General features: G+C 42.7%; 9 protein-coding genes. All 9 read left to right on the top strand.

The features are described 5' to 3' along the window. Positions 1–157 precede the first annotated feature (157 nt). Complete coding sequence (locus tag MUP17_04105) at positions 158–709, top strand: hypothetical protein (protein MCJ7458157.1); 552 nt, start codon at positions 158–160, stop codon at positions 707–709. A 157-nt stretch (positions 710–866) separates the two neighbouring features. Beyond that, positions 867–1,781: a proline dehydrogenase family protein gene (locus MUP17_04100; GenBank protein ID MCJ7458156.1), complete on the top strand. Its 915-nt coding sequence runs from the start codon at positions 867–869 to the stop codon at positions 1,779–1,781. A gap of 107 nt (positions 1,782–1,888) precedes the next feature. Next, entirely contained in the window at positions 1,889–3,052 is a 1,164-nt protein-coding gene (locus MUP17_04095; protein MCJ7458155.1) for a deoxyguanosinetriphosphate triphosphohydrolase, read from the top strand. 456 nt (positions 3,053–3,508) lie between these two features. Then, positions 3,509–3,874, top strand: a complete 366-nt coding sequence (locus tag MUP17_04090) for a hypothetical protein (GenBank protein MCJ7458154.1) — start codon at positions 3,509–3,511, stop codon at positions 3,872–3,874. A 332-nt stretch (positions 3,875–4,206) separates the two neighbouring features. After that, positions 4,207–5,193: a DNA polymerase III subunit delta gene (gene holA / locus MUP17_04085; protein ID MCJ7458153.1), complete on the top strand. Its 987-nt coding sequence runs from the start codon at positions 4,207–4,209 to the stop codon at positions 5,191–5,193. 93 nt (positions 5,194–5,286) lie between these two features. Beyond that, positions 5,287–5,868: a sigma-70 family RNA polymerase sigma factor gene (locus MUP17_04080; GenBank protein MCJ7458152.1), complete on the top strand. Its 582-nt coding sequence runs from the start codon at positions 5,287–5,289 to the stop codon at positions 5,866–5,868. Positions 5,869–5,883: 15 nt separating this feature from the next. After that, a complete protein-coding gene (locus tag MUP17_04075) occupies positions 5,884–7,131 on the top strand; it encodes a zf-HC2 domain-containing protein (protein MCJ7458151.1) in 1,248 nt (415 codons plus the stop codon). Between the two features lie 228 nt (positions 7,132–7,359). Next, on the top strand, positions 7,360–9,348 hold the full coding sequence (locus tag MUP17_04070) for a VIT and VWA domain-containing protein (GenBank protein ID MCJ7458150.1): 1,989 nt from the start codon (positions 7,360–7,362) through the stop codon (positions 9,346–9,348). Positions 9,349–9,702: 354 nt separating this feature from the next. Continuing rightward, a complete protein-coding gene (locus tag MUP17_04065) occupies positions 9,703–10,332 on the top strand; it encodes a protein-L-isoaspartate(D-aspartate) O-methyltransferase (GenBank protein MCJ7458149.1) in 630 nt (209 codons plus the stop codon). The last annotated feature ends 1 nt before the right edge of the window (position 10,333 follow it).

The following is a 10,333-nucleotide window of genomic DNA, read 5'->3' as shown; positions in this document are numbered from 1 at the left end:
AACCTTATGAACAAAAAGAAAAAAGTAGCCAAAAAGAAGGAAAGCTACTACTAACTAAAACATGAAAATCCGAGAAACGGATCTGTAGGACAGGACATTTTAACTTTGCAGAAATTAGGACATTTTAATCTTGCTATAACAACCTCTAAATAAAAGATTGACCTTAGGCGCAGGATATAATATCTTTGGAAAAAATGATTACTATAAAGAGAACCTGCTAATAATAGGATTCGGGATAAAAGTGTCTGAACATCTTTCTCTGGGAACAAATCTAAAATATTTCCAACTCTCTTTTCCTTCACCCTATGGCGATTTCAAGACCCTGGGATTTGATTTAGGCTCTCTTTACGAGATAGAGGAAAAAATCCAGATCGGATTGGCTTTCAGGAATGTAAATCAACCTGAACTGATAAAGAATTCAGACAGAATCCCTTTCTCCTATTCAGCTGGCATCTCTTTGTACCCCTATAAGCAGGTTCTCCTCGCAGCAGAATTGTACAAAACTAAATCAGAGAAAGAGGAATTGAGGTTCGGGCAGGAGATTAAAGTTTTCCGAAACCTGGCATTGAGATTCGGGATGAAAACATCTCCAGCCTGCTACTCTCTGGGCACTGGATTGGAATTGGAGAATTTAAGGTTCGACTATGGATATCTGAGTCACCCTGTTTTAGGCGGAAGCCATAAGGTAACGTTATCTTTTCACCTTTAGGTCAGGTTTCTTGGAGGTCTTTGAAAAATCTATCTTGCGGGGCTGGGAGCCCCGCCTACGTCCACGACAAGTAACTTTCGTAGGTCGGGCACCCTGCCCGACCATTGTAATCTTTTTTAAGAATTCTTTAAGTAAATGAACATTAAGGAGTTTTCAAATGGTAATGAAAAGCACACTTCTCTTCCTTTCCCGTCAGGAGAAACTAAAAAATTTTGTCCTGGGATTTGAGTTCGCCCAGAGGGTTTCACGCCGTTTCGTTTCCGGCGAGACTCAGGAACAGGCAATCAGTGCAGTAAAAGATTTGAATCAAAAAGGATTTTTGGCAACCCTCGACCGTCTCGGTGAAAATGTAACCAATCAGGAGGAAGCCATAAGAGCGGCAGACGATTATCTTCTGCTATTAGATAAGATCAATCAAAATGGTATTGACTCTAATGTTTCTTGCAAGCTCACCCAGATGGGGTTGGACCTGGATTTCGAATTCTGTTTGAATAACGTCAAAAGGATCGTTGAAAGGGCAAAAGGGTATAATAACTTCGTACGAATCGATATGGAGGATTCCCCACGTACTGACAAGACCCTGCAGGTCTGTTTTACCCTACACCGGGAATACCAGAACGTGGGGGCAGTGATTCAGTCTTACCTTTACCGGAGCGAAGAAGATGTGAGAAAACTATTGGAACAGAAAATCAGAATAAGACTGTGCAAAGGGGCATATAAGGAGCCTAAAACAGTGGCTTTCCAGAAGAAAAAAGAGGTGGATGAAAATTTCGTAAAATTGATGAAGATGATGCTGAAAAGCGGGGTATACCATGGAATCGCCACCCATGATGATAAAATGGTACAGGCAACTATCGATTTTGCAAAAAAAGAAAACATAACTAAAGAGAGTTATGAATTTCAATTCCTTTACGGAATAAGAAGAGAGTTACAGGAGGAATTGGTCAAGCAGGGATATAACATCAGGATCTATGTTCCCTATGGAGACCAGTGGTATCCCTATTTTATGCGCCGGATGGCAGAAAGGCCAGCCAACCTGTTCTTTGTGGCAAAAAATTTCTTCCGGAGATAATTTCCACCTGGAGTGTGAATCTTCAGGTTTACCAGTCTTCTTGTCGGGTCAGGAGACCCGACGAGCACGTCAAAGTTTAAAATTGTTTTGAGATTTTTGGAGGTCTTATGGAGATTTTCGATACTATCCGGGAAAATATGGAGGAACAGGAGGAAAAGTATCTGGCGCCTTACGCCATGAAAAGCGAAGGCACCAAAGGAAGAAAGTATCAGGAGGAGGATCATCCGTACCGTTCCTCTTTCCAGAGGGACCGTGACCGGATCATCCACTCCACTGCTTTTCGTAGGTTGGAATACAAAACCCAGGTATTTGTAAATCACGAGGGTGACCACTACCGCACTCGACTAACTCATACGATTGAGGTCGCACAGATCTCTCGCTCCTTGTCCCGGGCTTTAAGGTTAAATGAAGATTTGACCGAAGCCATAGCCTTAGCCCACGACCTGGGCCACACCCCTTTTGGACATTCAGGTGAGGAGACTTTAAATGAGATTATGAAATCATATGGTGGGTTTGAGCATAACCGTCAATCTCTGAGAGTGGTCGATCTTCTGGAGGAAAGATATCCTGAATTCCCGGGTTTAAATCTGACCTATGAAGTGCGCGAAGGGATTATAAAACATGAGACCGTTTATGATAAACCGGTCCCGGCTGAGTTCAATCCGAAATTCTGTCCCACGCTTGAATGCCAGGTGGTCAATCTGGCTGATGAGATCGCCTACTCAGCTCACGATATCGATGACGGGCTGCGTTCACAGGTTTTGTCTGAGGAGGAGCTGAGCGAGGTCGATCTATGGAGAATGACCATAGAGCAGATCGAGAAAAAATATAAGAACTTGCCCTCGCATCATAAATATATCCAGGTGGTGAGGATGATCATTAACCAGGAAGTCACGGATGCCATTGAGGAGACCACCAAACGCTTGAATAAATATCAGATCAAGAGCGTGAACGAAGTCCGCTCTTCAGGAGAGCATATTTTGAGCTTTAGCCCGGATTTAAAAAAGCTCAACTCTCAGCTGAAGATGCTCCTTTTCAATAAAATGTATCGTCATTACCGGATGATTAGGATGGCTGACAAAGCCAAGAGGATAATCACCCAGTTATTTGAAGTGTATCTGAGTAATCCGGATCAGCTTCCACCCCATACCCGAAAGAATTTCAAAGAGACCGAAAAGATGCAGGTGATCTGTGATTATATAGCCGGAATGACGGATAGGTTCGCGCTTCAGGAATATAAAAAGCTTTTCGACCCGTTTGAAAGGGTCTGATTTGTCGAGAACTGGAATATCTGGCGGGCAAAGGTGCCCGCCCTACGAGATCCCATTATCACATGTGTCTGTCATAAAAAACTTTAATGTAAGCCGGTCGTAGGCGGGGCTCCCAGCCCCACTATTCTCCATGAAACGTCTATGTAAGAGATTGCACCAAGTATGAATCTGCTTGCATAAAAAATCTTTCCAGTTGATTTCCTTTATCTCGAGATCATCGCCACCAACCTGTTATTGCAAATTGCAATACTCCCGATTTTTTCGCTGCTTTTCATATCCCGCTCAAAATCAGGGAATTATAAAATGCTTTGACCTTTGCTGGTCATCTTTTCAGCATCTTCCCTATCACCTACAACCTACAACCTATCACCTCTTAACAGGCATAGGTTTTGCAGTAGAGTAATTTTGGCAAATGGCAAAGGTCGTTAAGAGCTTTACGACCCGTAGGGAGGAAATATGGAATGCTTCTTTTACGGAACGATCAGGGAAATAGAGGTAAAAGAAAGATTCAATGGAGTGTTGTCCTTCGCCATACCAGATTTAGGATTCATCTTCCGGGCACAGTTTAAAGGCACTCCGGCTGAATGTGAATATGCCAGCCTTTTAGCCCTTCTGGAATTTATCGAGCAGAACCCGAACCTGTTCAAGAGCAGAAGGATTGAGATTTACGGTGACAGTTTCACCGTGGTCCATCAGGTCAATATGCAGATGCATTGTACCAAAGAATTGGAGCCTTATCGCAATATGGCGCTGGGATATAAAAGGAAAATTCCTTACGTGCTTAACTGGATTCCCAGGAATGATAATCCAGCCATAATTTAAAAAAGATAGGGGTTAGGGTAGGGAAAGTACAACGTCAGGGTTTATCCCTGACGTTTTTTTGTAGGGTAGACCCCCTGGGGGCTGTTGCTTAACTCATAGAAATGGTAAATTTGAGTCAGGAGTCGTTGACGTAGGGACAGCCCTTGTGGCTGTCCGCATTAGAGTTAGGACAGGGACAAGCCCTGTCCCTACAGAAAGATTTTCCTTTATTCGTTATTCGACATCCGCTATCAGTCATTATTTTTTTATCTGTCATCTTTCATCTGTCATTAGTCATTGGTTTAAAGAGGAAAATGTTGACAGACTAAATCAATTTTGCTAACTTGGAAAATATGAAATACACTGAATTCCTAAGCCAGATCGAAAAAGGAAAGATAGCTACTCTTTATCACTTTTCCGGCGAAGAGGATTTTCTCAAGCGAGAAGCCACTGAGAAATTGATAGAGCTTTTGATTGAGCCATCTCTGAAGAGCTTCAATTTAGATTTTCTCCAGGCCAGAGGAGTCAAGGCAGAGGAGATCATAAACCTTTGTGCTACCCTTCCCTTCGGCTCCAAAAAAAGAATGGTGGTAGTTTACGAGAGCCAGAAACTTCACCCTATTCAGAAGGATGAGCTTTTAAAATACCTCCCCCATGTTCCCCCGACAACCTGCCTGGTTTTATTTTCGAATACAGTTGATAACCGCTTGAAATTCTATCAGAGTTTAAAGAAGCTCGCAGCCGAAGTTGAATTTTCTGCACTCGACCCGGAGGAAGCATCAGACTGGATTAGGGAAAGAGTCAATACCTATGGTAAAAAAATAACCTCAGAGGGGATTAATTTCCTGCAGGAAGCAGTGGGAAATAACCTGTATGAGCTGTCAAATGAGCTGGAGAAGTTATCTCTTTATGTTAAAGAACGGGAGTCAATAAACTTAGAGGATGTCGAGACCGTAGTTGGTTATACTAAAGCTGAGAACATATCCCAGTTAGCCCAGGCAATAGTGGGGAAAAACCTCTCCCAGGCTTTAAAGATCTTGAAAGACCTCTCCCTTTCCAAAGAAAGGGAAACCAGCATAAACTACCGACTGGGTGACCATTTTCTGAAGATGTACCAGGTGAAAGCCTCAAAAGACCAGAATATATATAATCTGGCTCATACCTTAAGAACTTATTCTGGATTTATTCTCGAATACCAGAACCAGGCAAAGAACTTCAGCCTGGAACAGTTGGAAAAGGGGCTGGCACTCCTTTACCAGGCAGATTCGGATTTGAAATCAGGCAAGATGCCGGAAAAGCTTTTGCTTGAGCTTTTAGTCTATGAACTGTGCCGTTTATAAACCTTGAAATATCTATACCGAAATAAAATATAAATTCAGGAAAATCGGGAATTTTTCCCATCTCGAAGTGTATTTAAGTTGATGGAAGTCCGGATGGTGGAGAAAAAATTCAAAACCGGAGCTGAGGAGACTGAGGATAAGCTCATTGCCAGGGCGAAAAAGGGGGATATCTATTCCTTTGAAAGGCTGGTAGAAAGATACCAGAAGAAGTTCTATTATCTGGCTTTGCGGATGACCAGATCGCATGAGGCGGCAGATGATCTGGCTCAGGAATCTTTTATCAAGGCATTTTATTCTCTTAAGTCTTTTAAGGAGGGTCATAGCTTTTGCGCCTGGGTTTATAAGATTTGTATGAATCTGACTATAAACTATCTCAAAAGACAGAAATTCACCATCTCAGAAAGCCAGCTACCCCAGGGCTCCTTGGAGCTTGTAGAGGATACGGGGAAAGCCGATGCCTCAGAGCAGTTAGTCAGGGATGAGCTGGCCAGAAAAATAGAAAACGAGATAGATCACCTGCCAGCTGAATTCAGGGCGGTCTTTATCCTCAAAACGTATGAGGAATTAAGTTATGAGGAAATCGCCAATACCCTGAAAATCTCCAAAGGGACTGTGATGTCCCGGCTCTTCCGGGCAAGAGAAAGACTGCAAAAGAGTTTAAAAGGTTATCTATGAAAGAAGGTGGGAAAATTGAAGTGTAAGGATTTTGACAAGCTAATTCATCTTTATTTTGATGGGGAATTAGATGCGGGAGAATCAAAAGAGATAGAGGAGCATCTTTTGACCTGTCAAAACTGCGCGGCAAAACTGCAGGAACTTAAAAAGCTTGAAGAAAGTGCTAAGGGTGTAAGACTGCCAGAGCTTTCCCCTGATTACTGGAAAACCTTTGCTGAAAGAGTAAGGAATGAGATAATCCTCAGAAGGAGAAAATCTATCTGGTCAAGGCTCAAATCTGGATGGGAATCTTTTTTCTTCTACTCGCCGGTAAAATTGAGAATCGCCGCTGGAATCGCCTCGATCCTTTTAGTCTTCATAATCGGAAAGCTCTACTGGGATTACAAAGGAAAAGAATTAGAGCGGGTCAGATCTGAAAGAATAGAAAAGGCTTTATCTATTCCAGTTCAGCAGAAGCCTGAGTTACAGACCCCGGCTGTAAAGGAATCTCTCCAGACTAAAAAGCCTGCCAAGGAAACCACTTTCGTCAAGCCAAAGCCTCCCATCGCTGAACAGAAAGCTTTGCAGATTTCCACTCCTTCTGAATCCATATCGTCTGTGCAGGCAGAAAAAAACGCTGAGTTACAAGCTCCATCTGAATCTGTGATTTCTTTGGCCGGAGAGAAAGCTCAGGGGGAAAAAGAAAAGGGAGCTGGAGAAAGTAAAACTTCGGAACTCAAGAAAAGTATAACTGTCACTGCTGAAAGACCGAAAATTGAAAAAGGAGTCACAGCAAATTTAAGGACTGTTAATCAAGCAGAAATGGCTATGAAGCCTCCAAGCTTACCAGAAACCATCCTTTATGTTCAGAAGTCGCCAGAAGATAAACGCACTGCAGTAACAACCACACTTCGAGCCCCTGCGGCGGCGAAAAGGGATGAGGGGTTATACCCAGCCGAAAGCGTAAGATATTATAAGGTCGATACGGAGTGGGTGCGTGCTTTAACTGACAAAGATACACTGGTAGAAGCAGATACATTAAAAAAGGTAATTTCTTCCTGGAAAGAATATTTTGAAAAGAAGCCTGTATCAGAATGGACTCCTGAAGGTTTTTCGCAGATTAAAGTTGCTTATGAGCTTCTTTTCCTGAAGACAAGCGATGAGCCCTTACGTCAGGCAGGGATAAAACTACTGAATCAATATAAGGACTCGGTAACTGACCAGAAGATGAAGGATGAGCTGACTAAAAACATCTTTGAATTAGAGGCTCTAAAGAAAAAATAAAAAAATTCGAGAATAATTCTTTCCTTGATTTGTAGAGAAATTAGAAAACCTTTAACCAGGAGGGAATTATGAAAAAAACTAAGCCTTATACTCAGCATCTTCCTCATTCTTTACTCCAAAACCTTAGCGGATGGCTTTATCGTCCCGATTCCTCGTCATCCGGATGAGCCACTCCCGCCCTACCTCTCGATCAAATATCATCACGTAGAAATCAAAATCGATAACCAGGTGGCTCAGACCACAGTTGATCAGGTTTTTAGAAATGATTATCCTCGCGACCTTGAAGGAACCTACATCTTTCCGTTGCCTCTCGATGCCTCTATTTCCAAATTCTCGATGTTTATAGGAGGTGAGGAACTGAAAGGTGAGATTCTGGACAGAGACAGAGCGAGGAGAATCTATGAGGATATAGTTCGGAGAAGAAAAGACCCGGCTCTGTTGGAGTATTATAATCAGGGGATGTTCAGGGCACGGGTCTATCCCATACCTGCTCACGGCGAGACCAGGATAAAATTAGGATACTCTCAGGTTTTGAAATCTGAAAATAACCTCTGCGAATATAAATATTCTCTCTCTACTGAGAAATTCTCCCAGAACCCTCTGGAAAATGTGCAAATCGATCTGGTCATCAATTCAGATATTCCGATTAAGAATGTCTACTCTCCGACTCAGGATATAAAAATTGATAAAGAAAGCGACCACAGGGTAAAAGTCTCCTATTTTGAGGAGAACGCCAGACCGAATAAGGATTTTGTCCTCTATTACTCGCTGTCAGATAAGGAAGTGGGCTTCAATCTCTTGAGTTATCAGGATAAAAAAGAAGGGAACTTCTTTATGGCTCTTTTCTCTCCCAAAATCCAGAGACCTGACAGGTTCATCAGAAAAAGAGTAGTCTTTATTCTGGATACTTCAGGCAGTATGCAGGGTAAGAAGATAGAACAGGCTAAGAACGCCTTGATATTCTGCTTGAACAGCCTGAATCCCGGAGACAGCTTTAATCTGATTGATTTCGATGACCAGGTCAAGCCTTTCAGGGAAAGACTTCTGCCAGCTACGAGGGAGAATATTAATTCCGGCATAAAGTTCATCCGGAATTGCGAAGCGGACGGAGGAACAGATATCAATTCTGCCCTTTTGGAAGGTCTGAAAAACTTAAACCCTGAAGACAAAACTTCATATATCGTATTTCTGACTGATGGCTTGCCCACTGTTGGATTAACAGACATCAAGAGGATACTGGAGAATGTGAAAGAGAGAAATATCTCCAACAGAATTTTTGTCTTCGGCGTGGGCTTCGATGTGAACACTCATTTTCTGGACAGACTGGCTCAGGAAAATCATGCCACTTCTGATTATGTGACTCCGAACGAAGACATCGAGGTAAAAGTATCCAATTTCTTTAAAAAGATCTCAAATCCTATACTATCGGAGTTAAGTCTGAAGTTCCCAGGAGTTAAAACCTTTGAACTTTATCCAAAGGAATTGCCTGACCTATTCAGCGGCTCTCAGGTGCTGGTTTTGGGAAAATATGAAGGAGAAGGAAGTTCCTCAGCCTTTTTAAGCGGATATGCTGGTGAAAAAAAGCAGACCTACTCCTATCAGGTAAACTTTTCACCTGAGGAAAAAAATAGCTTCATCCCCCGGCTCTGGGCAACCAGGAGAATCGGATATTTGGTTGATCAGATGAGACTTTACGGCCAAAGCACAGAATTAATCGACGAAATTGTCCGCCTCTCCAAGAGATATGGCATAATAACCCAATATACTTCTTTTCTGGTAGATGCAGATCGCCCGATAACGGTCACAGCTGAGAGGCCGATAATCAAGAAGGGTGTAACCGCTGCTCTACGTACTGAGACCGGATCAGGTGCGGTTTATCAATCCAAGAATCTGCTCGGGATGCAAAGCGCCTTGAAGGCTCCGGAAGCATATATTGACCATTCAGGTAAAGATAGAAAGGTGTCTCAGATAATCCAGGCAGGAAACAAGACTTTCTTTAAAGAAGGTAACCTTTGGGTGGATAGTCAATATGACAGTACACTTAAGATTATAAAAATTCAGAGATTCAGCCCGGCCTATTTCGAGTTAGCTAAAAGATTTCCGGAATTCGAGAAGTATCTCTCTTTAGGCGAGAGGGTTATTTTCGTACACAAGGATAAGATGATTGAAATTTCAGAACTTGGTGAAGAGAAAACTGAAATTCTGAACCAGTTATAGTGAAATCGTTGAGGCGGGGTTACCCCGCCCAAAATCTGACAAACTCCAAGGGGCGTGGAAACCTCGCCCCTATCTTAAAATCAACCCCACCCATCTTATTGCTCAGCATTTTTTCTTCTTTTCTTTCCTTGAACCCTTGACCCCTTAATCCTCGATCCCTTATTCTTAAATATCTATTGACAAAGCCTATATTTTGATTTTTATTTTCCTCAAAGGAGATTCCAATAGTTTTCAGGTGGAAAGATGAAATGGCAGGTATTACTTGTAATCCTCATGTTTCTTGTGTTTAGCTGCGGGAAAACTGAGGAAAAGGACTCTTCTATGGAGAATAATGCTCAGTCAGATTCCCTGAGGATGCAGGAGAAAAGGGACTGGATGGTAAAAACCCAGATCGAAAGCCGGGGAGTCAAAGACCCTTTGGTTTTAAAAGCGATGAGAAAGGTGCCCAGGCATCTTTTTGTCCCTAAGAGCTATCAGGAAGAAGCATATGCAGATGAGCCTTTACCTATCGGAGAAGGGCAGACCATTTCCCAGCCTTACATAGTTGCCCTGATGACCGAGCTTTTAGGCTTAAAAGGAGAAGAAAAGGTTTTGGAAATAGGAACCGGCTCTGGTTATCAGGCAGCCATCCTGGCTGAGATCGCAAAAGAGGTTTACAGTATTGAGATTATCTGCCTCCTGGCTGAAAAGGCTGAAAGTACTCTGAAGGAATTAGAATATAAGAATATCACAGTCAAGTGCGGGGATGGTTACCAGGGATGGAAAGAGCATTCCCCATTTGACGGGATAATCGTAACTGCCGCTCCTGATCATATCCCTCAGCCTCTGGTTGACCAGTTGAAGATTGGAGGAAGATTGGTTATCCCGGTGGGAGAGCTTTTTCAGGAGCTTATCCTGGTTACCAAAACTGAAAAAGGTATTAAAAAGGAAAACGTCATCCCGGTCCGGTTTGTGCCTATGACCGGGGAGGCGGAAAAGAAATGAA

This window comes from Candidatus Zixiibacteriota bacterium (genome assembly GCA_022865345.1).
Lineage (GTDB): Bacteria > Zixibacteria > MSB-5A5 > MSB-5A5 > RBG-16-43-9 > RBG-16-43-9.
The sequence above is the reverse complement of the archived record's forward strand: the minus strand, read 5'-3'. Positions and strand labels throughout refer to the sequence as shown.

Coding starts and splice junctions, on each gene's coding strand:
- MUP17_04065 (MCJ7458149.1), top strand. CDS start 9,703: ATGCAGGAGAAAAGGGACTGGATGGTAAAAACCCAGATCGAAAGCCGG.
- MUP17_04090 (MCJ7458154.1), top strand. CDS start 3,509: ATGGAATGCTTCTTTTACGGAACGATCAGGGAAATAGAGGTAAAAGAA.
- holA (MCJ7458153.1), top strand. CDS start 4,207: ATGAAATACACTGAATTCCTAAGCCAGATCGAAAAAGGAAAGATAGCT.
- MUP17_04100 (MCJ7458156.1), top strand. CDS start 867: ATGGTAATGAAAAGCACACTTCTCTTCCTTTCCCGTCAGGAGAAACTA.
- MUP17_04095 (MCJ7458155.1), top strand. CDS start 1,889: ATGGAGATTTTCGATACTATCCGGGAAAATATGGAGGAACAGGAGGAA.
- MUP17_04080 (MCJ7458152.1), top strand. CDS start 5,287: ATGGTGGAGAAAAAATTCAAAACCGGAGCTGAGGAGACTGAGGATAAG.